General features: G+C 44.2%; 23 protein-coding genes, 1 tRNA gene and 1 pseudogene. 19 read left to right on the top strand and 6 right to left on the bottom strand.

Annotation, left to right across the window (positions count from 1 at the left end):
- Positions 1-211 precede the first annotated feature (211 nt).
- Positions 212-1,636, top strand: coding sequence for a glutamate--tRNA ligase (gene gltX / locus KHN78_RS03570; protein WP_211919838.1), 1,425 nt, complete (start codon positions 212-214; stop codon positions 1,634-1,636).
- 521 nt (positions 1,637-2,157) lie between these two features.
- Positions 2,158-3,114, top strand: coding sequence for an OmpA family protein (locus KHN78_RS03565; protein ID WP_211919837.1), 957 nt, complete (start codon positions 2,158-2,160; stop codon positions 3,112-3,114).
- A gap of 166 nt (positions 3,115-3,280) precedes the next feature.
- Here the strand turns inward: KHN78_RS03565 and KHN78_RS03560 are convergent, their stop codons facing one another.
- From KHN78_RS03560 to KHN78_RS03550, 3 genes are all read right to left on the bottom strand, one after another.
- A complete protein-coding gene (locus KHN78_RS03560; protein WP_211919836.1) occupies positions 3,281-3,787 on the bottom strand; it encodes a Fe3+-citrate ABC transporter substrate-binding protein in 507 nt (168 codons plus the stop codon).
- Positions 3,788-4,090: 303 nt separating this feature from the next.
- Positions 4,091-4,167 (bottom strand) — tRNA-Arg (locus tag KHN78_RS03555).
- 200 nt (positions 4,168-4,367) lie between these two features.
- The gene (locus tag KHN78_RS03550) at positions 4,368-5,504 is read right to left on the bottom strand and encodes a flagellar assembly protein FlgT (RefSeq protein ID WP_211919835.1); all 1,137 of its coding nucleotides are present in this window, start codon (positions 5,502-5,504) and stop codon (positions 4,368-4,370) included.
- Between the two features lie 172 nt (positions 5,505-5,676).
- Here KHN78_RS03550 and KHN78_RS03545 point away from each other — a divergent pair, with 172 nt between their 5' ends.
- Entirely contained in the window at positions 5,677-6,315 is a 639-nt protein-coding gene (locus KHN78_RS03545; RefSeq protein ID WP_211919834.1) for a FlgO family outer membrane protein, read from the top strand.
- Positions 6,316-6,324: 9 nt separating this feature from the next.
- Positions 6,325-6,756 carry a flagellar assembly lipoprotein FlgP gene (gene flgP / locus KHN78_RS03540; RefSeq protein ID WP_128811408.1) on the top strand — a complete coding sequence of 144 codons (432 nt, stop codon included), beginning with the start codon at positions 6,325-6,327 and terminating at the stop codon, positions 6,754-6,756.
- Between the two features lie 239 nt (positions 6,757-6,995).
- On the opposite strand, the gene KHN78_RS03535 is transcribed toward flgP, so the two are convergent.
- From KHN78_RS03535 to flgA, 3 genes are all read right to left on the bottom strand, one after another.
- Positions 6,996-7,421: a flagella synthesis protein FlgN gene (locus tag KHN78_RS03535; protein WP_211919833.1), complete on the bottom strand. Its 426-nt coding sequence runs from the start codon at positions 7,419-7,421 to the stop codon at positions 6,996-6,998.
- Between the two features lie 26 nt (positions 7,422-7,447).
- Complete coding sequence (gene flgM / locus KHN78_RS03530; RefSeq protein WP_211919832.1) at positions 7,448-7,762, bottom strand: flagellar biosynthesis anti-sigma factor FlgM; 315 nt, start codon at positions 7,760-7,762, stop codon at positions 7,448-7,450.
- A gap of 136 nt (positions 7,763-7,898) precedes the next feature.
- The gene (gene flgA / locus KHN78_RS03525; RefSeq protein WP_128811405.1) at positions 7,899-8,645 is read right to left on the bottom strand and encodes a flagellar basal body P-ring formation chaperone FlgA; all 747 of its coding nucleotides are present in this window, start codon (positions 8,643-8,645) and stop codon (positions 7,899-7,901) included.
- A gap of 76 nt (positions 8,646-8,721) precedes the next feature.
- Here flgA and KHN78_RS03520 point away from each other — a divergent pair, with 76 nt between their 5' ends.
- The 15 genes and pseudogenes from KHN78_RS03520 (at position 8,722) to KHN78_RS03450 (ending at position 25,219) form a co-directional block, all read left to right on the top strand.
- Complete coding sequence (locus tag KHN78_RS03520; protein WP_128811404.1) at positions 8,722-9,648, top strand: chemotaxis protein CheV; 927 nt, start codon at positions 8,722-8,724, stop codon at positions 9,646-9,648.
- Positions 9,649-9,659: 11 nt separating this feature from the next.
- Positions 9,660-10,487 (top strand): protein-glutamate O-methyltransferase, encoded by an 828-nt coding sequence (locus KHN78_RS03515; protein ID WP_211919831.1) that lies wholly within the window; start codon positions 9,660-9,662, stop codon positions 10,485-10,487.
- A gap of 404 nt (positions 10,488-10,891) precedes the next feature.
- Positions 10,892-11,287 (top strand): flagellar basal body rod protein FlgB, encoded by a 396-nt coding sequence (gene flgB / locus KHN78_RS03510; RefSeq protein WP_128811402.1) that lies wholly within the window; start codon positions 10,892-10,894, stop codon positions 11,285-11,287.
- Between the two features lie 5 nt (positions 11,288-11,292).
- Positions 11,293-11,706 (top strand): flagellar basal body rod protein FlgC, encoded by a 414-nt coding sequence (flgC, locus tag KHN78_RS03505; protein ID WP_128811401.1) that lies wholly within the window; start codon positions 11,293-11,295, stop codon positions 11,704-11,706.
- A 17-nt stretch (positions 11,707-11,723) separates the two neighbouring features.
- Positions 11,724-12,431, top strand: a complete 708-nt coding sequence (flgD, locus tag KHN78_RS03500) for a flagellar hook assembly protein FlgD (RefSeq protein ID WP_128811400.1) — start codon at positions 11,724-11,726, stop codon at positions 12,429-12,431.
- A 31-nt stretch (positions 12,432-12,462) separates the two neighbouring features.
- Positions 12,463-13,776 carry a flagellar hook protein FlgE gene (flgE, locus tag KHN78_RS03495; RefSeq protein WP_211919830.1) on the top strand — a complete coding sequence of 438 codons (1,314 nt, stop codon included), beginning with the start codon at positions 12,463-12,465 and terminating at the stop codon, positions 13,774-13,776.
- A 306-nt stretch (positions 13,777-14,082) separates the two neighbouring features.
- Positions 14,083-14,832, top strand: coding sequence for a flagellar basal body rod protein FlgF (locus tag KHN78_RS03490; RefSeq protein ID WP_211919829.1), 750 nt, complete (start codon positions 14,083-14,085; stop codon positions 14,830-14,832).
- Positions 14,833-14,850: 18 nt separating this feature from the next.
- The gene (gene flgG / locus KHN78_RS03485) at positions 14,851-15,639 is read left to right on the top strand and encodes a flagellar basal-body rod protein FlgG (protein ID WP_211919828.1); all 789 of its coding nucleotides are present in this window, start codon (positions 14,851-14,853) and stop codon (positions 15,637-15,639) included.
- A 30-nt stretch (positions 15,640-15,669) separates the two neighbouring features.
- On the top strand, positions 15,670-16,449 hold the full coding sequence (flgH, locus tag KHN78_RS03480; protein ID WP_211919977.1) for a flagellar basal body L-ring protein FlgH: 780 nt from the start codon (positions 15,670-15,672) through the stop codon (positions 16,447-16,449).
- 44 nt (positions 16,450-16,493) lie between these two features.
- On the top strand, positions 16,494-17,585 hold the full coding sequence (locus KHN78_RS03475; protein ID WP_211919827.1) for a flagellar basal body P-ring protein FlgI: 1,092 nt from the start codon (positions 16,494-16,496) through the stop codon (positions 17,583-17,585).
- Positions 17,586-17,603: 18 nt separating this feature from the next.
- Positions 17,604-18,551 carry a flagellar assembly peptidoglycan hydrolase FlgJ gene (gene flgJ / locus KHN78_RS03470; protein WP_211919826.1) on the top strand — a complete coding sequence of 316 codons (948 nt, stop codon included), beginning with the start codon at positions 17,604-17,606 and terminating at the stop codon, positions 18,549-18,551.
- Positions 18,552-18,716: 165 nt separating this feature from the next.
- Complete coding sequence (gene flgK / locus KHN78_RS03465; RefSeq protein WP_211919825.1) at positions 18,717-20,633, top strand: flagellar hook-associated protein FlgK; 1,917 nt, start codon at positions 18,717-18,719, stop codon at positions 20,631-20,633.
- A gap of 12 nt (positions 20,634-20,645) precedes the next feature.
- Positions 20,646-21,836 carry a flagellar hook-associated protein FlgL gene (gene flgL, locus KHN78_RS03460; protein WP_211919824.1) on the top strand — a complete coding sequence of 397 codons (1,191 nt, stop codon included), beginning with the start codon at positions 20,646-20,648 and terminating at the stop codon, positions 21,834-21,836.
- Positions 21,837-22,371: 535 nt separating this feature from the next.
- Positions 22,372-23,526, top strand: coding sequence for a flagellin (locus KHN78_RS03455; protein WP_211919823.1), 1,155 nt, complete (start codon positions 22,372-22,374; stop codon positions 23,524-23,526).
- Between the two features lie 558 nt (positions 23,527-24,084).
- Positions 24,085-25,219 (top strand): annotated as a pseudogene (locus tag KHN78_RS03450) (flagellin).
- The last annotated feature ends 155 nt before the right edge of the window (positions 25,220-25,374 follow it).

The raw sequence follows: 25,374 nt of genomic DNA, 5'->3' as shown, positions 1-25,374 counted from the left end.
AGTGCAATGCTGTTTGGTTAAGGTTCATCCATCGCTGCAAACCTATGATTGTTATCTGGGAGAGAAACAAAGGCTCAGACTTATTGGTATTTCTACCGCCAATCGGCACTGAATGATTGTAGAATTGACTTACGGTGGTAAAATGTCACCACTTTTATCCTTGACATAACAATGAGCGCAGGCTTGTTGATCATAATCCTAAGGAACTCAAATGACGGTTAAAACTCGTTTTGCTCCTAGCCCAACTGGCTACCTTCACGTTGGTGGTGCTCGCACAGCACTATACTCTTGGCTATTCGCTAAAAACAATGGCGGTGAATTCGTACTACGTATTGAAGACACGGATTTAGAGCGTAACTCTCAAGAAGCGGTTGACGCGATCATTGAGGGTATGGAATGGCTAGGTCTTGAGTGGAACGAAGGTCCTTACTTCCAAACTCAACGTTTTGACCGTTACAACGAGATGGTTGATAAGCTACTTGCTGAAGACAAAGCCTACAAATGTTACGCATCTAAAGAATTACTAGATGAAGTACGTGCTGAGCAAGAAGCAAACAAAGAGATGGCTCGTTACGATGCTAACCATCCAAAGATCAAAGCGGCAAATGATTCAGCGAAAGATGGTGATCCATGCGTAATTCGTTTCCGCAATCCAAAAGACGGCAGTGTTATATTTGATGATCAAATCCGTGGTCGTATTGAAATCAGCAATACTCAAATGGACGATCTGATTATCCGTCGTACTGATGGCTCACCAACGTACAACTTCTGTGTAGTAGTTGATGACTGGGATATGGGTATTACTCACGTTATTCGTGGTGAAGACCATATTAACAATACACCTCGTCAGATCAACATCTATGAAGCGCTTGGTGCACCAGTACCAACATTTGCTCACTGTGCAATGATCCTAGGTGATGATGGTGCAAAATTGTCTAAGCGTCATGGTGCGGTATCAGTTATGCAATACCGTGATATGGGTTACCTACCAGCGGCATTGAATAACTACCTAGTGCGTCTTGGTTGGTCTCATGGTGACCAAGAGATCTTCTCTCAAGAAGAGATGATTGAATTCTTCAGCCTAAATGCAATCTCTAAATCTGCGTCTGCATTTAACACTGATAAACTACTATGGTTGAACAACCACTACATTAAAAACTCTGACCCAGCGTACGTTGCAGAACATCTGCAATGGCACCTAGATGAGCAAAAACTGGATGTGGCTAATGGTCCTGCTATCACAGAAGTGATCAAGCTTGTGGGTGAGCGTTGTAACACACTAGTAGAACTTGCTGAGCAAATCCGTTACTTCTACGAAGATTTCTCTGAGTTTGAAGCGGGTGCAGCGAAGAAACACCTACGTGGTGTTGCAAAAGAGCCTCTAGAAGCAGCACTAGCGAAAGTTGAAGCTATCACTGAGTGGACAACAGAAAACCTACACCAAATGATTGCAGACGTATGCGCTGAGCTTGAAATTGGTATGGGTAAAATCGGTATGCCACTACGTGTAGCGGTAACAGGTGGTGGTCAATCTCCATCGGTTGATGCAGTAATGCAGCTTGTTGGTCAAGAGCGTTGTATCGCTCGTATTAAGATGGCACTTGCATTCATTGCTGAGCGTGAAGCAAACGCATAATTACCCATCTATTATGAAAAACCGCGGCAACTTCCGCGGTTTTTTTATGCCTGTTTAACTAACATTAAACAAAATTGAATTAGTTTTTCTAATTAATACATAATCCAACCAAATATCTCCACGTTATTTATATTCATGCTATCTCTCTGAAATAAAAAATAATTCTAAAAGTTCCATTATTATCGTCTCATTAATGAGAAATAAATTTGCTTTACGTAATCTATTTCGATCTTTTAGGCAAACGTTTGCTTGCTTGTAATTGCTAGGGTTAGCGTGTTCCAGATCACATAAAAGTAAGCTTTTCGATGACATTAAATTGACAGAAATGGGATTTGTCTTGGGATTTCCTGGAGTTATAGTGCTCGCCGTCAGTGAGACATACCCAAGTGACTTTTATGAATATCAACAGAAGTTACTTCGGTATCAAACTCAAAGGAACTGAATAAAAATAGAAATACAACGTCAGTTAGGCGACGCATTTCGTTAACGAACAAAAAGAACTTCTTTTAGAGGAATCAATAATGAAAAAACTAGCAGCGGTAATTTCAGCGACACTACTTATGGCATCTGCAGCACACGCAGAAGTGTACGTAGGTGGTAAAATGGGTAAATCATGGATGGACGACGCTTGTGTTGCTGGTCATGCATGTGACAAAGATGGCTCTACGCTAGGCGCTTTTGTTGGTTACGAAATGAATGACTACTTCTCTGTAGAAACTGGTTTCGAAAACTTAGGTGATTTCGACCAAACTGGTTTTGGTGGCCATGTTGAAGCGATTACACTTGCACCAAAATTCAGCCTACCAATTACTGAAGATATCGCACTGTATGGTAAAGTTGGTGGTGCCTACCTAATGACTGAGGGTAAAAATGATTACTCTTACTTAGGCGCAGCAGGTGTAGAATTTAACGTTAGCCATAACGTAACAGCTCGTGCGGAATACCAAACAATCACAGACATCAACAACGATGTGGTTAAAGCAGCGGGCAACACAGCAACACTAGGCGTATCATTCAAGTTCGGCGGTAACGATGAAGTTGTCGTTGAAGAAGAGCCAGTAGTAGCAGAAGTCGTTGAAGAAGTGGTTGTTGCACCAGTTGTTGTAACTAAAACTTTCGAAACTCAAACTGTTGGCACTGATAGCTTTGCTTTAAACAGTACAGAGCTTAGCGCAAACAGCGCTGATAAGTTGAACGATCTTGTTGCATTCCTAAATGAATACCCACAAGCAAATGTTGATGTGATTGGTTACACAGATACGTCTGGTTCAGCGGCTTACAACCAAAAAGTATCTGAGAAGCGTGCTGAGTCAGTGGCACATGCTCTAGTAGCGAAAGGCATTGATGCTTCACGTATCCACGCTCGTGGTGAGGGTGAAAACAACCCAATCGCTTCTAACGATACTCGTGAAGGTCGTGAGCAAAACCGTCGTGTTGAAATCGTAGTACCTGAGTTTGATTACCAAGTTCAACAGTAAGAATATGGTTATCGCAATAAACGTATTTATTAGCGAATAATAAACAAACATACTCTCGCCCCAAAGTGTTCGCACTTTGGGGCTTTTTATTGCAGATAGCCTTACCAACTCACCTACCTATCAGTTTAAGAGAGGTAGGTGGTTGTAGGTAGGTAAGATTATGGAATTACTTTAGGTCTATGCTGCTCAGGCGTCCCATAAAGGTTAATATTTCTAAGTTGTCTTTATGTGCATCAAGCAGCGCTTTCTTCGTCTGCATGTATGCCGCTAATTTTCCGTATTTGTTGATGGAACGAACAACCGTTTTGTATTTGTATTCACCAGCTTCATTAAACTCACGCCATTTCGCGATATAACACGTGTCACGGTTGTTTGGGTTTTCGAGCGTAGGATTGGGCTTATGGACGATCTTTGGTTCAACGCTGTGCGGTAGGCGAGTCATTAAGTATGGATCTTTTAATAGCCGACGCCAAAATTTCCCCCACATTTCGCTGCCTAATTCATTGCGCAGTTTAATGGCTTTCTTGAGTCCTTTTTTTTCACCAATACGCACAAAACCGACGGAACGATGCAAGACGGTATCTTCAGGTGTGTGAATATGAATCTTATAGGCAGTCTTGCCTTTAGATATAAAACGGTGACCTGTATTTGTAATTAAATTGCTTTTAGACATAGTGCTAACTAATACTTCTATTAATAGCTGAAAGGGTAAGCAAAACTCATAGATAATTAAAGTAATAAAACATAAAACTGTAAACAGTGTGGGCGCGAATTCTTTTTGAGGTGTGAAAGTGAAAAAGCTCACTTGCAGAGAAAACCGTACTTCTAAAGAAAACCGCACTTACAAAGCCCTTTCACTTACAAAGAAAAGGGGTCTTCAAGTTATATACCCAAGTGGCGTCAAGGTACAGGGTTCAGTGGTACGCCCGTGAGACTATTTAGAGATAGAAAAATATTAATTTTGCTAATATGTGAGTGGCGCCCCCAGCAGGATTCGAACCTACGACCTGTCCCTTAGGAGGGGACTGCGCTATCCAGCTGTGCCATGGGGGCGAGAAGTTTAATGCCTATGATATTAAAAATCTATCTTATTAAAAAGCAATGTTATTAAAAACATCGCAGTAAGCAACATCGCAGTAAACAACATCATCGCAGTAAAAAAAACAGAGCTGCTAAAAACCGAGGTTAATAAAACTTAAGTCACTAGACCATTAACCGATAAGAAACAGGCCCAAAACAACGAGCGATGAGTTTTACTCAATAATCTTATTCAACACATCGCCAATTTGAACACTTGATGCGAGGTTTGATTGATCAATAGTAAGCTCCGCTTCGTGTTCATAGACGCGTGAAACCGTCATTGTAATCTCACTTTGAGAGACTTTATTGCGTGGTAGTCCATTTTGGTCGATAAACGATGCAGTGTGCCAAAGTTGTAGCTTATCACCGTCTTTTACGCCATGCATGCGGCCAAGATCGATAGTCACCGTGTTGCCAAATACTGCAATCACCTCAGGAAGTGTGATTTTGCAAGAAAGTTCAGATTCTAAGTCCAACATAATGTTACGGCTCACTCGAAGCATCATTTCACCATAGGTGGACGCCCAAAAGCGAGCACTGCTAGTATCAACTTGACTGGTTTTTGCAAATGGCCAGCGTGCAACTTCGCGGTAATTTTTGTGGTAAACCTCGTGTCCGGTCTTACCATCGTAGACTTTCATTTCCAAAGCAAATTGGCGATTGATCACATCGTCTTTCAGTAATTTTGCATCAATGGTTGCCGTTAGGTCGGTGATTTCACCGCCAATAATGTACTGGGCACCATTATCTTTTGCGATCATAGTAGTGCGTTCTGGATGGCGACTATTGATCGAGTAATCGGTGGTACCGACGGATACAAAGCTTCGCGATGTTTGGTCTAACTGACGATTGATGACTTTACTGAAATCATCTCCTACACGATAGATTTGTCCCATCACGGCCTGCTGAGGCGAAATGACATCGATGTTTCCAACGAGAACCGTTTTCTTGTACTGATTTACGTGGCAACCCGTTGCCGATGGGTAAATGTCCACACGAATCCTTAACTCCATTTTGCCGCTGCGTTTTCGCTCTGACTCGACAAGAATGTAGCGGACTTCATGGTTGGTAAATAAGTATTCTTTGCGGTTCTCTTCAAGTAAGGGCATTAAGTTACTGATACTGCCAATATCCGCACCTGAAAAGTTAACCGCTTTAAATAGTGCATCTTCTAAAGCGTGTAATCTTGCCGCCTCATCTGAGGATACAATGGTGGCAACGCCAGTCACTTCATACCAAGAAGCAGCCGCACGAAAGGGCATAAGAAGTATCAAAGCAATTGAAATGGTGCTTAAAAATAATTTTTTCATGGTTTATGACCGTTTGGGTATAGATATTGCTTTACCAATTTCAATGAAGTTTGGTGGCTTGTTGTCTGTTTGATTACAAGAAGAAAAGCAAAGACTGTTCCAAGATTACGTTTCTTCAGTAGAGATGCAATGAAATAACAGTCACACCTAAGATTATCTGGAGAATCAAACCATGAAAAGATGGCTTGTTGCCGCATCGATGATGACGCTATTAACATCGTGTGCGTACTCACCGATTTATAATGGTAAAGAACCGTATTCCGGCAGCCAATTTATGCTGATGGACAGTCCACGCCATACGATGGACTTCTTTATTGAAAGCATGACCGAAGAGTTGATGGTATCGAATGTTGCTGTTTCATCGCGCACGCCGATTGCGATCACTTCTTTTGTTGATCTGCAAAATATGGATGCCACCAACTGGTTAGGTAATTCGGTTTCTGAAGGTTTTATTCATCAGTTTCAACGCCGTGGTTTTAAGGTGGTTGATTTTAAAACGACGGGTTCAATCCAAGTAACCCAACAAGGCGACTTTGCCTTAAGTCGAGATTGGCAAGATCTTGCTCACGAACAGCAAATTCAATACGTTCTGACAGGTACTATGCTGCGCCAAGAGGGCGGGGTATTGGTGAATGCTCGCGTCGTCGGTATGCAAAGTCGTATCGTCGTTGCTACGGCGCAAGGTTTTCTGCCTGCCGATCGTATTGGCCGTGATTTAGATACGCTCAACAGTATTCGTACTCAAGATGGCGTACTTATCCGCTCTGATCCAACGATCCGTCAACCGTATACCGTGATTCTCCGCCCGTAGGAAAACAACATGAAAAAGTTATTATTTATAGTAGCGACATTGGTGCTAGTGGGTTGTCAGCCACTTCAACAGATGCGACAAGATGAAATTTTAGTGGCGGTGGGCTACGCAAGCGTCAGCGAACAAACGGGTCGTACTGTTGAAGAAAAACGTGTTCGCGCAATGCGTGCATCAAAGATCGATGCTTACCGAGAACTTGCTGAGCAGGTGTATGGTATGCGAGTCAGTGGTCGTGCGGAACTCGCCGATCAACGTTTGGGTGAAGAAAGTACGACTGGTGCCGTGGATGGTGTGATTCGTGGTGCGGAAGTGGTGCGCAGTTACTTAGTCGAAGACAGTTATGTTACAGAACTGCGTTTAGATATTCGTAAAATGGATAAACTTCGAGACTATGGAGAAGTGCAACAAGTGCCTGAGAAGCGTCAGCAGACTTTGTTCTAGTACTCTTTTGTTCTACTACTTCACAAACAGATAATCTATTTGAGCGGCGGGTTGGCAACAATCTGTCGCTTTTTTATGCGCGGTACTTTTTGTTTGTGCTCGGTGCATTTTGTGTATGTTCGATGCTTTTGGCTTTTTGGTTATAGGTTATTGGCTAGAGATTAGCGTTTACTGGCTGAAAGGTAGTTTCGATAGGTTTTGATAGACTGATAGTTAAATCGTGGGATTAACGGAAAGCATTACGCTTTGATGTTGGTGCCTAACGTAGAGATGGTGTGTGTTTTTCCACCGGCGTTGTACGTCATGCCGATTTTACCATGCGTGTGTTGAAGCATGTTGTTGAGTTTATTGAAGCTCAATTGCGCGCGATTAAGCGATTCACCATTTGATTGATTGACTTTTTGGCAATCCAAAACGATCGATTGAATCTTTGCGACAACCTGACTTAGGTTTTCATCTTCGGTAAGTTGATTGACATGCGGGTGAGAGGCGATTCGCTGATCAGTGGTTCGCAGTTGATCAATGAGCGTCATTTTTTCTTTAGCCAGCTTTTCGATCTCAGTAGAGACACGTGCGGTGATCGCTTGTGTTTCTTTGCGCAAAACATCAGAAAGTGCCTTAGCATTTTCTAATTGAAAGTTCACCAGATCGACTAATGCTGCCATAAATACTTACCTTGAGCCTAAGTCAGTTAGTTGTTGTTGTGCAGTTCGTTTTCAAACTTGATGATGTTGTCAGCCAGTTTCTCTGGATCAACTTTGTAAGAACCGTTCGCAATGGCTTCTTTTATTGCTGCCACCTTAGCGGTGTCATACGCTGGTGACGCTGCCATATCCTGTTGGAGTTTACTGACGGCTTTACCTTGTTGGCTTAGTGATACTGCATCTTGTTGAGCTGGCGCTCTTTTTGATTCTGTCGCGCTAGATGCCGAAGAATCGTTACGCGCAGGCGCACGACTGGTCGTCGTCATCATTTGTCCTGAGCGTATGTTGTCTATACCTGCCATATTTCAACCTTATACTTGAATCGTACTAGTGGTATCCAGATTATCGACGGTGAGCAAAAGAACTTTAGTGTTTTTTTGCATTTTTATCGGTTTTTACACTTTGATGAGAGAAGCTGAGCCATTCGAATTAAAGCATTTAGAATGTCACGGTAATTTCCGCAATACCAGTCACAATCCCCTCTATTATACGTTGAGACTTATCATTTTTCACTCTTACTTGATCACCGGATGATCCATCTTGAAGGGCTGTGCCTTGTGTTGTGATCGTCATGCCTGATTTTATGGCTTTTATCGTCACTTTTTCATTGCGGCACACGACACAGACGTCATTACGTTCGACCACATCACCCAAGCGTACGTTGCGCTTAAGTTTTGAGCCCACGACTTGTTCGTAGTTGGTGAAGCCGTCTTTACGAAAACGCTGCAGTTCTATCATGGAGGTAGTGACATCGGAGGCACTGATGATCTCGCCTCGACCAAGTTGGCGAGTAGAAACGATCATGGGTACGGATGCTGAGATCCTGACAGGGACATACACTTTCCAATTGTCGGCAACACACTCAACGAGAACATTAATGTTACTTCGTGTGCTACTGGTTGATGATGCTGAAGTTTCAAGTGGTTCGGGGCAATCGGTGGCTTTGATACGTGGATCAATATTTGCCGCATTGGCTGATAATTCTCCTCCCGCTGGTTGCTCTAGCGTGCTAAGAATGTGCTGTTCTGCCGCGGTTCTAATTTGATCAAGTTGGTTTTCCGTTGCTGAATGAACAAAAAAGCTAAACATACTGAGCATAATGCCGATAGACTTAGCGTACTTTATAAAGACCGCTCTACATATTGTCATGGTTAATGGTGTCGACATTATATTATGGTGCGCCATACTGTTTCCTTGGTATTATGCCTGCCAGTGGTAGAGTATCATTTAAAAACAAAAAGTTTGAGATGGAGTTGAGCATATGACGGGGATTCTTGATTCGGTGAATCAGCGTACGCAACTCGTCGGTCAGAACCGATTGGAGCTATTGACTTTTCGGCTGATGGGACGACAGCGCTACGGTATCAACGTATTCAAAGTAAAAGAAGTGTTGCAGTGCCCTAAGTTGACAATGATGCCAAATCTTCATCGATTGGTGAAAGGTGTTGCTCATATTCGTGGCCATACCGTATCTGTTATTGACTTGAGCTTGGCTATCGGCGGTCGCCCAACGACAGACATTGACAAGTGTTTTGTTGTGATTGCGGAGTTCAACCGCACTATTCAAGCATTTTTAGTGTCTTCGGTAGAGCGCATTATTAATATGCATTGGGAAGCAATTTTGCCACCACCAGATGGTGCAGGCAAAGCTCATTACCTGACGGCAGTGACGAATATCGACAATGAATTGGTTGAGATTCTCGATGTAGAAAAAATCTTAGCTGAAATTGCCCCTGTCGACGAAACCATGGATTCGAGCATTGGCGAAGAGATCGCAGTAGCAGAACAAGCGAAGCCAATCGTAAGACGTATTTTAATTGCGGATGACTCCACCGTTGCTCGTAAGCAAGTTGAACGTGCTATTACTTCTATTGGTTTTGAAGTTGTCTCTGTGAAAGACGGGAAAGAAGCGTACAATAAGCTGCTTGAAATGGCTCAACAAGGCAGTATTTACGACCAAATTTCATTGGTCATTTCTGACATAGAGATGCCTGAAATGGATGGATATACCTTAACGGCCGAAATTCGCAGAAATGCGGAGTTGAAAGATCTTTATGTTATTCTCCACTCCTCATTGAGTGGTGTTTTCAACCAAGCAATGGTTGAACGCGTAGGAGCTAACAGCTTCATTGCAAAATTTAACCCAGATGAATTGGGTAACGCGGTTAAATCTGCATTAACACAATAAAAGAGACATTAATGACTGCTATTACAATCAGTGATCAAGAGTATCGTGACTTTAGTCGTTTTCTAGAATCACAGTGTGGCATCGTGCTTGGCGACAGCAAGCAATACCTTGTACGCAGTCGTCTGAGCCCGTTAGTATCAAAGTTCAATTTAGGTTCTTTATCCGACTTACTGCGCGATGTTGTCATCGGACGCAATCGAGAGTTACGCATTGCTGCGGTGGATGCCATGACGACGAACGAAACACTGTGGTTCCGAGATGCTTATCCGTTCACGGTTTTAGCTGACAAACTTTTACCTGAAGTGGCGGCAAGTAAGCGTCCAATTAAAATTTGGTCTGCCGCTAGCTCTTCGGGGCAGGAGCCATATTCGATGGCAATGACGATTCTGGAAACGCAGCAACGTAAGCCAGGGTTATTGCCAAGCGTGTCGATCACGGCAACGGATATTTCTGCAAGCATGTTAGATATGTGTCGTGCGGGGGTATACGACAACCTCGCATTAGGACGCGGTCTTTCGCCTGAGCGTCGCCGTACGTTCTTTGAAGATGCTGGCGATGGCCGCATGAAAGTGAAAGACAATGTGAAACGATTGGTGAACTTCCGCCCGCAAAACCTAATGGACAGTTATGCTCTGTTGGGCAAGTTCGACATTATATTTTGCCGTAATGTACTGATTTACTTCTCACCAGAGATGAAGTCAAAAGTGCTTAACCAAATGGCAAACAGCCTCAACCCAGGTGGTTACTTACTACTTGGGGCATCAGAATCACTGACAGGATTGACGGACCGATTTGAAATGGTGCGCTGCAATCCAGGCATTATTTATAAATTAAAATAACTGCCTCCAAATAGCGGATTACCCATTTTGCTCACAAAGCCTGACCTTGCGTCAGGCTTTCTCTTTTCTGTCTCTTTCCTTTTTATTGCTTCGCTTCTTAATTTCCTTGTCCCATCATTCAACACGTTTTTACCCAATTCAAACAATAGGGTGTATATTTTGAAAGGATCGAGCTGATTACTCGATTTGATATGACATTCTATTAATCAGCCTGGCTTATAACTCGCTTGGCTTTTTACTTGCTTGGCTTTTTAATTGCTAAGTAACGACTTAAAAGTAAAGCGAGTTGAAGTAATGAACCAGCAGCAGGAGTTTTGTTTTAGCTTTAACTTTAACTTTAGTTTTTGGCACGCTACTTGCTATTTAATTATTAGTGACGGTCAGTTCTTAATGTAGAGGCGCAAATGGCTATATCTTTTGACAATGCACTGGGCATCCATCAACACACAGTGGGTGTACGTGAGCGTAATGCGGAGGTGATTTCCACCAACATCGCACAAGCGAACACTCCGGGTTATAAATCAAGAGGTTTAGACTTTGCTAAGGAATTACAGGCGGCAACATCTGGGGCAAGCATTGGTCTTAGCCGTACGGATGGTCGGCATATTCCTGCCACTGCAACGTTGACTGGGGATAAGTTATATCGCCTTCCAACACAACCTGATACGGGTGATGGCAACACCGTTGATTTGGATTTAGAGCGTAATTTGTTTATGCAGAACCAAATTAGACACCAAGCATCACTCGACTTTTTAGGTGGCAAATTCAAGAACTTAACCAAGGCAATCAAGGGACAATAATTTAGATGAGCTTATTTAACGTTTTTAATGTAACTGGTTCTGCAATGAGCGCTGAGTCTGTTCGTCTGAATACGACCTCAAGCAACTTGGCGAATGCGGATAGTGTTAGTAGCTCTGCGAAAGATACGTACAAAGCGCGCCATGCTGTCTTTGGTGCTGAGTTAAGTAACGCCATGCGTGGCGGTGATACGGTGCCAGTGAAAGTGTTAGGTATTGTGGAAAGCGATAAACCGCTAAGTGCGGAGTACAACCCAGATCACCCACTCGCGAACGAAGAGGGTTACATTTATAAGCCTAACGTTAATGTGATGGAAGAAATGGCAAACATGATTTCAGCTTCTCGTGCATACCAAACCAATGTGCAAGTGGCCGATTCAAGTAAACAAATGCTGCTGCGTACGCTGCAGATGGGTCAATAAGGATAAGGGGGTAGCGTATGGCCGGAATTAATAACGTTGGTCAAAGCGGCTTGTCCTATCTCGACCAGCTTAAAAGTTTACAAGAGAACAAGAAAACTGAAGAGAGCACAGGTAAGCAGGACCTAAAACAGGAAGACTTCCTATCTTTGCTCACTAAGCAATTGTCTCAACAGGACCCTTTTAAGCCGGTAAGTAACGACCAAATGATTGCCCAAATGGCATCATTTGCGACCGTTGATGGCATTGGCAAGATGAATTCTCAGTTTGAGAGTTTGAACTCATCAATGACATCAAACCAAGCGTTGCAAGCTTCTTCTTTGGTAGGGCGTGACGTATTGGTTCCTGGCGCGGCGGGTGTGAAGCAAGATAACGCCACGATGGCGGCAATGGTTAAGCTAACGCAACCTATCGACAACTTGTTTGTTCGTGTGGAAAACGAAGCTGGCCAATTGGTTCGTACTTTTGAGGTAGGTGCGAAACCCGCTGGTGACACTCGAGTGCTTTGGGACGGAAAAGATGAAAGCGGAAATCCAATGCCTGCTGGTAAATACAATGTGAAAGCATCGGGATTGGTAGAGGGCGCATCGCAAGAGTTCCCTGTTTCTACTTACGCCAATGTAAATAGTGTATTGCTAGGGAAAGGCGACGGAAACGTATTACTCAATTTGGCTGGTTTTGAATCGCCAGTTCGACTTGCAGAAGTTTTGGAAGTTGGCAAAGCGTAATCGATAGCCGCCCAGATTAGGAGAATTTAGAATGTCATATGTATCTTTAAGCGGGTTGTCCTCCGCTCAATTGGATTTGAACACCACCAGTAACAACATTGCGAACGCCAACACATACGGCTTTAAAGAGTCACGTGCAGAGTTTAGCGATGTGTACTCAAACTCTTTGTTTACCAACGCAAAAACTACCCCAGGTGGTGGTGCGCAAGCGAACCAAGTTGCGCAGCAGTTCCATGAGGGGTCGAGCATCTATACGAACAACCCTATGGACTTGCGTGTTGCGGGTTCTGGTTTCTTTGCCGTCGCGAAAGATCGTATGGTGCCGCAACAAAATGAAATGACGCGTAACGGTGCATTTCATTTAAACAAAGACAACTACATGGTGACAGCAAATGATGAGTTTTTGCTCGGTTATCAAGTAAATAAAGACACTGGTGAAGTGACATCTTATGAGCCTCAACCACTAAAAATTCCAGCTGAATTTGGTAAACCAAAACAGACGGCGAATATTGAAGTGGGGGTGAACCTACCTGCAAATGGCGATTTGAAAGATCCTACGCAGTTTGATTTTTCAGACCCAGATACATACAACCGTTCGACTTCTTCGACCATTTATGACTCGATGGGTCAGTCTTACAAGTTAACAACCTACTACTTGAAAGACCAAACTCAGCCAAATACATGGCAAACGTACTACACCGTGACAGATAAAGCGGGTGAAAAGCCACTCAATATTGCTAACGGTGACGCAGCAACACCAACGGGTCATGTTGGCCACACCATGAAGTTTAACAACGATGGTACGTTGGCAAGCTTGAATAATGGCCAACCGATTACTTCGGTAGCATTGGGCGATCCTGCAAGTAACCCTGCACCAATTGATTTAAATGGTGCAGACGCAATGCAAACATTGAACTTAGGTTTGGATTCGGCAACGCAATTTGCAGCCCCATTCGAACTGACTAAATTTGATGAAGACGGTGCAACAACAGGCTTCTTAACGAAGATCGATTTTGACGAAAACGGCAGCGTATTGGGTACGTACTCAAACGGTGAAAACGTAACATTAGGCCGTGTAGCACTAGTACGTGTTCCTAATGAGCAAGGTCTAGATAAGAAAGGCGGCACTCAGTGGGATTCAACGCAGTTCTCAGGTGATAAGATCTGGGGTGAATCAAACAAAGGTTCTTTTGGTACGATCAACAATGGCATGCTTGAGCAGTCAAACATTGATATGACTCAAGAGCTGGTGGACCTGATCTCTGCTCAGCGTAACTTCCAAGCAAACTCACGTGCGTTAGAAGTTCATAATCAGCTGCAACAAAATATCCTACAGATTCGCTAGTACGCTAGTCCGATAATCTGTTTGATCAAGCGAAACGAGCTGTTCTTCTTATCGCTTGATAACATCATGACATTCATCTGATGCTCAACCTGAACAAACCTCAATTCGGGTTGAGCATGCTTTTCTCTCTCACTTGCCGCTATTGCCGCTTTGTGGATCAAAGTTTTGCCTCTCTTGCGATTTATCCCTCTTCATTTTTTTCTTAAACGTCTCTTTTTACATTTAAGTTTTTGATTGATAAAATAATTTTTATATTGGCATAACTCTTGCTTCTTACTCCTTGTACAGAGAATTTTGGAGTAATTTATGGATCGCGCACTGTTTCTCGCAATGAGTGGCGCCAAGCAAAATATGCAGGCCCTGCAATTGCGTGCCAACAACTTGGCAAACGTGAGTACAACTGGCTTTCGTGCTGATTTAGCGCAAGCTCGTTCGATGCAAGCTTATGGTGATGGCTTACCGTCACGCGTATTCAGCATGACAGAACGTCCGGGGCACAACTTTGCTCAAGGCAGTGTGATCACAACCGGTCGCGATCTTGATATTACGGTTGAGGGCAGTGGTTGGATTTCTGTTATGGACCAAACTGGCAAAGAGGGTTTGACGCGTAACGGCAACCTAAAAGTCGATCAAAATGGCTTGCTAACTAACGCGAGCGGTCATGTAATTTTGGGCGAAAATGATGCGCCAATCACCCTGCCAATTCCTGTATCCAAAATCGAAATCGGTCGTGACGGCACCATCTCTGTACTGCCTCAAGGTGCGCCGGCTGAAGAACTAGAAGTGGTTGATCGTATTAAGCTTGTACGCACAGACGATCAAAACTTGTTTAAAGATACCAATGGCTTATTCCGCCATAAAACTCCAAACCAGCCTTACGAAGCAGATGGCTCTATCGGTATCCAAACGGGTGCGATTGAGGGTAGTAACGTCAATGCCGTAGGTGAAATGACCGCTCTGATTGACCTACAACGTCAGTTTGAAATGCAGGTCAAAATGATGAGCACCGCTGAAGAGATGGATAAATCTTCAGATTCATTGCTTCGTATGAGTTAACAGAGTTAGAGGTTCACAATGCATCCAGCACTATGGGTAAGTAAGACGGGTTTAGATGCCCAGCAAACCAATATCGCAACGATTTCGAACAACTTGGCGAACGCTTCTACCGTTGGGTACAAAAAGAGCCGTGCAGTATTTGAAGATTTGTTTTATCAGAACATCAACCAACCAGGTGGTCAGTCTTCTCAGAATACTGAGCTTCCAAGTGGTTTGATGCTGGGTGCGGGCTCTAAAGTGGTTGCGACGCAAAAAGTACACACGCACGGTAACGCACAAACCACCACTAACGCGCTCGACATGATGGTGGAAGGTGATGGTTTCTTCCAAGTGACGTTGCCAGACGGCAATATTGGTTATACCCGTAATGGTCAGTTCACGCTAAACGGCGAGGGTACATTGGTAACGGCTGGCTCTGGCTACGCAGTTGAGCCTGAGATCGTGATCCCAGAAGATGCGATTTCTATTACGGTTGGTACCGATGGTGAAGTATCTGTTCGTATTCGTGGTGAACAAAACAACGTGGTTGTGGGTCAGTTAACGATTACCGATTTCGTAAACCCTGGTGGTCTTGAGCCAATCGGTCAGAACCTTTACCTACCAACTGGCGCGAGTGGTGATCCACAAGAAGGCGTTCCTGGCCTAGATGGTTTGGGGGAGATTCGCCAATCCATGCTTGAAGCTTCAAATGTGAACGTAACGGAAGAACTGGTCAACATGATCGAAGCGCAGCGCGTTTACGAAATGAACTCAAAAGTGATCTCATCTGTCGACAAGATGATGAGCTTCGTAAACCAGCAACTGTAATAGCTAGGATTGGGATTTAAGGAGCCAATGATGAAACGTTTTTCTCTACTTGCACTTATTGTCACCATGTCGGGTTGTGCGATGCTAGAACCGATTGATACCGATGAAGTGACTCAAGCGACCACAGTGGTGGATGCCGTTGAGGGTGATAAGTCGAAAGAAGAGAGTAGTGGCATCATTGACACTTTACGCGGTAGGACCGATCCGCTGGCTGGCGATCCTGCTTGGGCTCCAATTCACCCAAAAGAAAAGCCAGAGCACTACGCTGCTGCGACAGGCTCGCTATTTAGCGCTGAGCATATCACCGATCTTTATGATGATTCCAAGCCACGCGGTGTTGGTGACATTATTACCGTCACGTTAGATGAGACGACACGCGCAACGAAGAGTGCTAACGCCGATTTATCAAAAACCAATGATGCGAAGATGGAGCCTTTGTCCGTCGGTGGTCAAGAGCTGCAAATTGGCGGCAAATACAACTTTTCATACGATCTGAACAACACCAACACCTTTGCGGGTGACTCTTCTGCTAAGCAGAGCAACAGTATTAGTGGCTACATTACCGTAGAAGTCATTGAAGTGTTGGCAAACGGCAACCTTGTGATCCGTGGTGAGAAGTGGATGACACTGAATACTGGCGATGAGTACATTCGCCTAAGTGGCACCATTCGTCCAGATGACATCAACTTTGATAATACGATAGCGTCAAATCGCGTCTCTAATGCAAGAATTCAATACTCTGGCACTGGTCTACCACAAGATATGCAAGAGCCGGGATTTTTGGCACGATTCTTTAATGTAGCCTTGTAAGACGCCGCATTGACGGCAATTTGACAGCAAGAGATTAAGTAAGCATGAAGAAAATCCTATTAGCACTGTTGAGCGTTGCGCTATTTGCAACCACGGCCCAAGCTGCACGTATTAAAGACGTCGCGCAAGTGGCAGGTGTGCGTAGCAACCAACTTGTGGGCTATGGTTTGGTTTCTGGCTTACCGGGAACGGGGGAATCTAACCCGTTTACAGAGCAAAGCTTTGCGGCAATGCTGCAAAACTTCGGCATTCAAATGCCGCCTGGCACAAAACCGAAAATCAAGAACGTTGCCGCAGTTATGGTCACAGCTGAGTTGCCTCCGTTTTCGAAGCCGGGTCAGCAAGTCGATGTGACGGTTTCTTCTATCGGCAGCGCAAAAAGCCTGCGTGGAGGGACCTTGCTACAAACTTTTCTAAAAGGTCTCGACGGCCAAGTCTATGCGGTCGCACAAGGCAACTTGGTGGTAAGCGGTTTCAGTGCAGAGGGCGCGGACGGTTCTAAGATCGTTGGCAACAACCCAACCGTCGGTCTTATTTCTAGTGGGGCAACGGTAGAGCGTGAAATTCCCAACCCATTCGGTCGAGGTGATTACATCACCTTTAACTTACTAGATTCTGATTTCACCACCGCGCAGCGATTGGCGGATGCGGTAAATAATTTCCTTGGTCCACAAATGGCAAGTGCCGTTGATGCCACTTCTGTGCGTGTGCGAGCTCCGCGTGACGTCAGCCAACGTGTGGCTTTCTTGTCGGCTATCGAAAACCTAGAATTTGATCCCGCAGATGGCGCAGCAAAGATTATCGTTAATTCTCGTACTGGCACGATCGTTGTTGGTAAGCATGTCCGTCTGAAACCTGCTGCGGTAACGCACGGTGGTATGACAGTGGCAATCAAAGAAAATCTCAATGTGAGCCAACCAAATGGCTTCTCGGGTGGTCAAACGGTTGTTGTGCCTGACTCAGATATCGAAGTAAATGAAGAGAAAGGCAAGATGTTTAAGTTCGAGCCGGGCTTGACGCTTGATGATTTGGTTCGTGCCGTCAATGAAGTTGGCGCAGCACCGTCGGATTTGATGGCTATCCTGCAAGCGTTGAAACAAGCAGGTGCCATTGAAGGCCAGTTGATCATCATCTAATCGATTAGGAGGCAAACTATGGTTAACAATCCTAACGATATCGGTTTTATTCATGACATCAGCTCTCTGGATACCTTGCGCCAAAAGGCGGTGAAAGAGGGCAAAGAGGGAGAACAAGAAGCGCTACGTGCGGCGGCGCGTCAGTTTGAATCCATTTTTACCTCGATGATGTTGAAATCGATGCGTGAGGCAAATGAAGGTTTTGAATCAAACTTCATGAGTAGCCAAAACGAAAAATTTTACCGTCAGATGTTAGATGACCAAATGGCGAGTAATTTGAGTGCTTCTGGCTCGATGGGCTTAGCTGACATGATTGTTAAGCAGCTATCTGTTGGTCAAGGCGACGACAAAAGTGAGACGGCGATGCGCGATGCAGCAAATAATGCCGTGGAATACCGTCGTGTGGATCCGAAGAAAGCACGTGAAATCGAGCAGCGCTTGATTGAATCGGGTCAGCTAAGTCGCTCAACGTCAGAAACAACGCGAGCAGGAACTGAACCCTCACGATTTGATACACCAGAATCTTTTGTTCATTCAATGAAGCCATACGCAGAACGTGCAGCTAAAGCTTTGGGTGTCGAACCTTCACTATTGCTTGCTCAAGCCGCGCTAGAAACCGGTTGGGGACAAAAAGTGGTGAAGAACGCGCGTGGCAGCAGTAACAACCTGTTTAACATCAAAGCAGATCGCAGCTGGCAAGGTGATAAAGTGACCACTCAAACACTTGAGTTCCACGACAATACACCTGTAAAAGAGACCGCTGCGTTCCGTTCTTACTCGAATTACCAAGACAGCTTTAACGACTATGTTCGCTTTTTGAATGAGAACCCGCGTTACGAAACGGCTCTCCAGCAACGTGGTAATTCAGAGTCTTTCATCCGTGGTATCCATAATGCGGGGTACGCAACGGACCCCGATTACTCAAATAAAGTACTGCAAGTGAAGCAGAAAATTGAGAGTATGTAATTCAATCCGATCTTGGATGCTGAGATACTTTTTGAGAAGGCTTGCCGCAGTGCAAGCCTTTCTTTTTGTGCGCTTTCTCGCCCACCCTTAAACTGGCACATCTTTTGCTAATTGCTAACTAGGTGATCGGTCAATACCGATTTTATTTCGTTTTTGGAGGCATGTATGGCGTCAGATTTGTTGAATGTGGGTACACAAAGTGTGCTTACTGCTCAGCGACAGTTGAATACAACTGGCCATAACATTTCTAATGCTAATACAGAGGGTTACAGCCGTCAGTCTGTTATTCAAGCTTCTAATGATCCGCGCCAGTTTGGTGGTTCGACTTATGGTATGGGCGTGCATGTGGAAAATGTTCGCCGCTCTTGGGATGAGTTTGCCGTTAAAGAGTTGAATCTTTCTACCACAGAGTACGCCAATAAACTTGATAACGAAAAGAACCTTGATTTGTTGTCGGGTATGTTGTCATCCGTATCATCAAAGAAAATCCCAGAAAACTTAAACGAATGGTTCAATGCAGTCAAAACCATGGCTGACACGCCAAATGATATGGGTGCAAGAAAAGTGGTGTTGGAAAAAGCGGGTCTGCTTAGTGACACACTTAATGAGTTTCATGAAACCGTTCGTCAGCAATCAGACATTGCCAACAAGTCCTTAGATATGGGGATTGAACGAGTCAACCAACTGGCGATTGAAATTCGTGATATGCATCGTTTGATGATGCGTAATCCTGGTCCACATAATGACTTAATGGACCAACATGAAAAGCTGATCAAAGAGCTGTCGGAATACACCAAGGTCACTGTAACGCCACGCAAGAATGCGGAAGGGTTCAATGTGCACATTGGTAATGGCCATACGTTGGTTTCTGGTACGGAAGCCAGTCAGTTAAAAATGATTGATGGCTCACCAGACGTTCATCAGCGTCGTCTTGCGATGGTTGAGGGTGGCGGTATTAAGGCAATCAAAGCGGATGATATTGATGGCAAGATTGGTGCCACTCTAAGAATGCGAGATGAGCACATTCCTCAGATTATGGATGAACTAGGACGCCTAGCGACAGCATTCTCTAGTGAAGTGAATCATTTGCAATCGCAAGGTTTAGATCACTACGGCAAGGTTGGGGATCCATTGTTTACTGACGTAAACTCAGAGCGATTAGCAACCTCACGCGTTATTACTGGACCGCAATCGACAGCAGATATGGCGGTTTATATTGATGATATTAGTGCACTGAAAGGCGGCGAATATTCATTACGTTACGATGGTGATCGTTATAGTGTGACCAAGCCAAATGGTGAGACGGTCAAAGTGGACACCGACTCATCGGGTAATGCCTTTTATCTCGATGGGATGCGTGTAGAAGTGCGCAATGAGCCTAAAGTGGGTGAGCAAGTGCTTCTTCGCCCTACGCGAAGCGGTGCCGCGCAAATGAAAATAGAAACGACAGATCCAAAGGCGATTGCCGCACAAAGTTACGAAGCGTCCACCACGTTTGCTCAAGGTAAGGCCAAGTTCGAGATCATAGATGCCGGTGATTTACGTGAATTTGAAGTTGTTGTGTCGCCAACGGGCGATCAATTTGCCGTTACGGATACTCAAGGGAATGTGGTGTTGGCGCCCCAACCATACCCACCGACGGAGCCAGTTTCCGTGTCACTACCAAGTTCACACCCCAATTATAAAAATGGTGCTGCAACCGTATTTGAACTGACGGGTGGTGCATTGGCAAACGATAAGTTTACCGCCAACTTAGTCCCATCGGAGGGTGATAACGGTAACTTGCGAAAAATGCTAAACATTCAAACAGATAAAAAGATGAACGGCAACGAGTCAACAATGCTGAGTGTGTACTTTAACCTCAATACTGATGTTGGTTTGAAAGCGTCTACGGCGACCCGTTTGTCTGATGTTGCTCGACTTGAGAATGAAGCCGCGCAAGAGCGTGTTGCGTCGATTTCAGGGGTAAACTTGGATGAAGAAGCGGCCAATATGATGAAGTTTCAGCAAGCCTATATGGCCTCATCACGAGTGATGCAAGCTGCAAACGACACCTTTAATACCATTTTGCAGTTGCGATAAAGGAGGCTGTAGATGTTAACGCGAATTTCTAGCTTCCATAATTACCAGTCGGTTCAAAATGACCTGCGTCGTCAAGAAAACAAGGTCCATCATAACCAAGCGCAACTTGCCTCAGGTAAACAGCTGACCAAGCCAAGTGATGATCCGTTAGCCACCCACTACATCCAAAGTATTGGGCAACAAGAAGAACAACTTAAACAGTATCTTGATGCGATTGTATTGGTACGTAACCGCTTAGAAAACCAAGAAGTCGTTATTGCCAATGCTGAGCAGTTTACCGACGAATCTAAGCGTATTTCAATGGAAATGATTAACGGTGCGTACTCTGCTGAAGATCGCGCGGCAAAAAAGCGTGAACTTGAAGAGTTAGCGAACAACTTTTTGGCGCTGGTGAATACACAGGACGAAACCGGAAATTACGTGTTTGCGGGTACGAAGCCAAAAAGCCAACCGTTCTTCCGTGATTATGATGGTACAGTGGTTTACACCGGCGATGACTATCAACGAAAAATGAAAGTTGCGAGTAACATAGAGCTGGGAATTAACTACCCGGGCAATCACTTGTTTACTGAAATACCAAACCCATTTGGTGATTTTGAACCGCAGTATGATTTGAAAGATGGTTCGGAGTTGTTGCTTGCTCAAGCGAACACACGTTCACGTGATGAAGCCAATTATAAGGTTACATTCGTTGATATGAGCAATGGTAAGTTTGGTTACCAGCTAGAGAAAAACGGCGATGTGGTTCAAGTGGATGATTACTCACCTATTGATGGCATTCAATATGAGGGCGTTAATATTCAGCTTAAAGGTCAAGTGACGGCTGGAGATAGTATTACGCTCGAGCCAAGAAAAACATTCAGCGTTTTTGATTCGTTTAAAGAAGCCATGACATGGTCAGATAGCTCCGTTTCGGATGCATCGGCAACGGCAAAATTGCATCAAATGACGGATGAGTTTCAAGCGGCATTCATTCATATGAACAAAGTGCGCACGGATATTGGTGCAAAGTTAAGCACGCTAGATATCCAAGAGCAAAACCATGAAGACTTCAATTTGTCTTTAGCGAAAGCCAAAAGTAACTTTGAAGATTTGGATTACTCAAAAGCAGTGATTGAATTTAGTGAAAACTCTAGAGCGTTACAGGCGTCTCAGCAAGCATTTGGTAAAACGAAAGATCTTACTTTGTTTAACTATATCTAAATTTAATTATATCTAAGTTTAGTTATTTCCAAATTCAATGGTTATAAATTCAAAGACATATATACCCAAGTAAAGAGTAACGCTCATTGCGTTAGTAACTTTGATGATTTCGAGTTTTATTCCATGCCTTATGTGCTATGCCTTAAGTGCGAAGTGATGATTCATCAACAATCGTTGAGTTTTGACGCGGCATATTTTTACCGAAAGCGGCAATCGGAAAAGTGGCAAATTCAGTGGCAAGAGAAAAAACTGAATCGCGCGCGACGATTTGAGTGTATCTAGCAAGATGAACATCGAATGCAAGGTTTTCTGTTTGTTTTAACTTGTTGTTTTTAGTTGGTTTTACGTTTTTGTTTGGTGGTTTGTATAAACTGGCACGCTAATTGTATTTACCATGTAAGAACCGATTTACTAGATTCTAATTCCTGCATTTAGGCAGAGTTTTAGTAAGAAATTTTCGGCTAGCGCTTATCAAATAGAGTGAAAGCAAGGCTGGCCGCTTCGCATAAGCTTGCGAACTCAACAGGAGAGTAAAATGGCTGTAACAGTTAGTACCAACGTCTCCGCGATGACCGCGCAGCGTTACTTAAATAAGGCGACCAATGAGCTCAATACCTCAATGGAACGTCTATCATCAGGTCACAAAATTAACAGCGCGAAAGACGATGCTGCAGGTCTGCAGATTTCTAACCGTCTAACCGCACAATCTCGTGGTCTTGATGTAGCAATGCGTAACGCGAACGACGGCATCTCAATTGCACAAACTGCTGAAGGTGCGATGAACGAAGCAACCTCAGTGATGCAGCGCATGCGTGACTTGGCACTTCAATCTGCGAATGGTACGAACTCTCCTGCAGAACGCCAAGCGATCAATGAAGAGTCAATGGCTCTGATTGATGAACTCAACCGTATTGCAGAAACGACGTCATTTGGTGGCCGTCGCTTGTTAAATGGCTCATTTGGTGAAGCCGCATTCCAGATTGGCTCCAACTCAGGTGAAGCCATGATCATGGGATTGACCAGCATCCGTGCTGATGACTCTCGTATGGGTGGCACAACATTCCTAAGTGACCTAGGCAAGGGTAAAGATTGGGGTGTGCCTGCAGATAAATCTGATCTTACGATTACTTTGCCAGATATGGGCGAAGATGAAGACGGCAACGTTCAGGATTTGACCATTAACATTAACGCGAAAGCGGGTGATGATATTGAAGAACTGGCGACTTACATTAATGGTCAAAGTGATTTGATCAATGCTTCAGTAAGTGGTGATGGTAAGCTGCAGATTTTTGTTGCAGAACCAAATGTAAAAGGCGCAATTGATATCTCTGGAGGTCTTGCATCTGAGTTAGGTTTCAAAGGTGTACCTATTGATACCACCGTTCAAGATATCGATATGACTACCGTTCAAGGTTCTCAAAATGCGGTTGCGGTTTTGGATTCTGCGCTGAAATATGTGGATTCGCAACGTGCAGATCTGGGTGCGAAGCAAAACCGTTTGAGTCATAGCATCAATAACTTGGCAAACATCCAAGAGAACGTTGATGCATCAAATAGCCGAATTAAAGATACTGATTTTGCGAAAGAAACAACGCAAATGACTAAAGCTCAAATATTGCAACAAGCAGGGACGTCGATTCTTGCTCAAGCAAAACAATTGCCAAACTCTGCGATGTCACTATTGCAGTAGTTTACCTAGCCTGCATTCAATTTTTCCAGACGTGGTTAAGAATACAGGCTTATGGCAAGCAACGTTATAATAGAATGTGCGGCTCTCTCATCTCTCACCTGCCAATCATTTTCAATGTAAGGTTGCACTCGGTGTGCCGGAAATGTGTTTATTTCTCTTGATCTCCACATAGGCTCTGGCGACCAACCTAGCCCCAGTTCTCTCAAAGGAAAAGGGGCTTTTTCTTTCCTATCGCTCTACCTAACGATCTAACCTGCAAATTTCATTAATGATGTTCCCTAACTAATGGTTGCTCCAACTAACTGCTGCCCTAACTAACTGCTGCTGGTTTTGTTTGTTTTTTGCACAAGTTACCACTTGGCGTACATCTGAGAAACTTGAGCGATTTTTTCTACTTTTCTCCCATTTTTCTAGCTAAATCTCACTAATCCACTTTTTTCGATTTTTTCCTAAAGCTTCTGATATACGAGTCGTTAATAAAAGTAACTTTGAGAGAACTACTTGGTTTTCCGAGACGTCGGAAACCGCTACATCGGAAAATCAATTGGAGAAATCACCATGGCAGTGAATGTAAACACAAACGTATCAGCAATGACCGCTCAGCGTTACCTAAATAGCGCAAACTCAGCACAACAAACGTCAATGGAACGTTTGTCTTCAGGTTCAAAAATCAACAGCGCAAAAGATGACGCTGCGGGTCTTCAAATTTCGAAACCGCTTGAACGTGCAAAGTCGTGGTCTTGATGTGGCAGTTCGTAACGCGAACGATGGTATCTCTATTGCACAAACGGCTGAAGGTGCAATGAATGAGACAACCAACATTCTGCAACGCATGCGTGATCTTTCTCTACAATCGGCAAACGGCTCAAACTCAAAAGCAGAGCGTGTTGCGATTCAAGAAGAAGTGACCGCGCTAAACGACGAGCTAAACCGTATCGCTGAAACGACCTCTTTTGGTGGCAACAAGCTACTGAACGGCACGCACGGCTCTAAATCTTTCCAAATCGGTGCAGACAACGGCGAAGCAGTGATGCTTGAGCTAAAAGACATGCGCTCAGACAACAAAATGATGGGTGGCTTGAGCTACCAAGCAGAAAATGGCAAAGACAAAAACTGGAATGTCGCTGAGGGTAAAAACGACCTTAAAATCAGCCTAAAAGACAGTTTTGGTCAAGAGCAAGAAATCAGCATTAATGCGAAAGCGGGCGATGACATCGAAGAGTTAGCAACTTACATCAACGGTCAAACGGATCTAGTAAAAGCATCGGTAGACCAAGATGGTAAACTGCAAATCTTTGCAGGTAACAACAAAGTTGACGGCGAAGTATCTTTCTCTGGCGGTCTATCTGGTGAACTAGGCTTCGGTGAAGCGAAGAACGTAACGGTAGATACGATTGACGTGACATCCGTTGGTGGTGCACAGGAATCTGTGGCGATCATTGATGCGGCATTAAAATACGTAGATAGCCACCGTGCAGAGCTAGGTGCTTTCCAAAACCGTTTCGATCACGCTATCAACAACCTAGACAACATCAATGAGAACGTGAACGCGTCGAAGAGCCGTATCAAAGATACTGACTTCGCGAAAGAAACAACTCAAATGACCAAGTCACAAATTCTATCGCAAGCGTCTAGCTCTATCCTTGCGCAAGCGAAACAAGCGCCAAACTCAGCGCTAAGTTTGTTAGGTTAAGCCTTAAAGATCATCGACGATATCAAGCAAAGCCAAGCACAATGCTTGGCTTTTTTATGCTCTGAATTCTGCACCTTGAAAACACTTGGGCATGTTATCTGAATTGAAACGATGTTTTCATAATCAGGTCGGGTGGCATTTCTTTCACCCATAAA

It is taken from the genome of Vibrio sp. B1REV9 (genome assembly GCF_905175395.2).
GTDB lineage: Bacteria > Pseudomonadota > Gammaproteobacteria > Enterobacterales > Vibrionaceae > Vibrio > Vibrio alfacsensis.
The sequence above is the reverse complement of the archived record's forward strand: the minus strand, read 5'-3'. Positions and strand labels throughout refer to the sequence as shown.

Bases quoted from the DNA above. Each gene is read 5' to 3' on its own strand.
- gltX (WP_211919838.1), top strand. From the start codon at position 212: ATGACGGTTAAAACTCGTTTTGCTCCTAGCCCAACTGGCTACCTTCAC.
- KHN78_RS03565 (WP_211919837.1), top strand. From the start codon at position 2,158: ATGAAAAAACTAGCAGCGGTAATTTCAGCGACACTACTTATGGCATCT.
- KHN78_RS03560 (WP_211919836.1), bottom strand. From the start codon at position 3,787: ATGTCTAAAAGCAATTTAATTACAAATACAGGTCACCGTTTTATATCT.
- KHN78_RS03550 (WP_211919835.1), bottom strand. From the start codon at position 5,504: ATGAAAAAATTATTTTTAAGCACCATTTCAATTGCTTTGATACTTCTT.
- KHN78_RS03545 (WP_211919834.1), top strand. From the start codon at position 5,677: ATGAAAAGATGGCTTGTTGCCGCATCGATGATGACGCTATTAACATCG.
- flgP (WP_128811408.1), top strand. From the start codon at position 6,325: ATGAAAAAGTTATTATTTATAGTAGCGACATTGGTGCTAGTGGGTTGT.
- KHN78_RS03535 (WP_211919833.1), bottom strand. From the start codon at position 7,421: ATGGCAGCATTAGTCGATCTGGTGAACTTTCAATTAGAAAATGCTAAG.
- flgM (WP_211919832.1), bottom strand. From the start codon at position 7,762: ATGGCAGGTATAGACAACATACGCTCAGGACAAATGATGACGACGACC.
- flgA (WP_128811405.1), bottom strand. From the start codon at position 8,645: ATGGCGCACCATAATATAATGTCGACACCATTAACCATGACAATATGT.
- KHN78_RS03520 (WP_128811404.1), top strand. From the start codon at position 8,722: ATGACGGGGATTCTTGATTCGGTGAATCAGCGTACGCAACTCGTCGGT.
- KHN78_RS03515 (WP_211919831.1), top strand. From the start codon at position 9,660: ATGACTGCTATTACAATCAGTGATCAAGAGTATCGTGACTTTAGTCGT.
- flgB (WP_128811402.1), top strand. From the start codon at position 10,892: ATGGCTATATCTTTTGACAATGCACTGGGCATCCATCAACACACAGTG.
- flgC (WP_128811401.1), top strand. From the start codon at position 11,293: ATGAGCTTATTTAACGTTTTTAATGTAACTGGTTCTGCAATGAGCGCT.
- flgD (WP_128811400.1), top strand. From the start codon at position 11,724: ATGGCCGGAATTAATAACGTTGGTCAAAGCGGCTTGTCCTATCTCGAC.
- flgE (WP_211919830.1), top strand. From the start codon at position 12,463: ATGTCATATGTATCTTTAAGCGGGTTGTCCTCCGCTCAATTGGATTTG.
- KHN78_RS03490 (WP_211919829.1), top strand. From the start codon at position 14,083: ATGGATCGCGCACTGTTTCTCGCAATGAGTGGCGCCAAGCAAAATATG.
- flgG (WP_211919828.1), top strand. From the start codon at position 14,851: ATGCATCCAGCACTATGGGTAAGTAAGACGGGTTTAGATGCCCAGCAA.
- flgH (WP_211919977.1), top strand. From the start codon at position 15,670: ATGAAACGTTTTTCTCTACTTGCACTTATTGTCACCATGTCGGGTTGT.
- KHN78_RS03475 (WP_211919827.1), top strand. From the start codon at position 16,494: ATGAAGAAAATCCTATTAGCACTGTTGAGCGTTGCGCTATTTGCAACC.
- flgJ (WP_211919826.1), top strand. From the start codon at position 17,604: ATGGTTAACAATCCTAACGATATCGGTTTTATTCATGACATCAGCTCT.
- flgK (WP_211919825.1), top strand. From the start codon at position 18,717: ATGGCGTCAGATTTGTTGAATGTGGGTACACAAAGTGTGCTTACTGCT.
- flgL (WP_211919824.1), top strand. From the start codon at position 20,646: ATGTTAACGCGAATTTCTAGCTTCCATAATTACCAGTCGGTTCAAAAT.
- KHN78_RS03455 (WP_211919823.1), top strand. From the start codon at position 22,372: ATGGCTGTAACAGTTAGTACCAACGTCTCCGCGATGACCGCGCAGCGT.